Annotated in this window: 1 protein-coding gene; it reads left to right on the top strand. The window is 68.2% G+C overall.

The window, feature by feature from the left end:
* Window positions 1-264: hypothetical protein (locus ACSNOK_RS34670; protein WP_436784686.1), on the top strand; the 264-nt coding region annotated here is incomplete at both ends.

Genomic DNA, 264 nt, shown 5'->3' with positions numbered 1-264 from the left:
GAACAGAAGGGCACAAGCCAGCTCGACCAGCGGCACCGCCTCGTCATCAGCGGCGTCATCGCTCCGCCGCGCATCCAGATGACGAACCGCTTCGCCGACCACCTCGTCAACGGCTGGAACCTCTCCGTAATCTCCACCATCGCCAGCGCCCGCTACGCCACGCCGACGCTCCGCGTCGTCAGCCTGCCCTTCAGCGGCGCGGCCTTCAACAACACGCTGAACGGCTTCGGCGGCGACTTCCGCGTCCCCTTCTGGGCGCGCACC

This window comes from Streptomyces sp. URMC 126, from assembly GCF_051386555.1.
GTDB lineage: Bacteria > Actinomycetota > Actinomycetes > Streptomycetales > Streptomycetaceae > Streptomyces.
The sequence above is the reverse complement of the archived record's forward strand: the minus strand, read 5'-3'. Positions and strand labels throughout refer to the sequence as shown.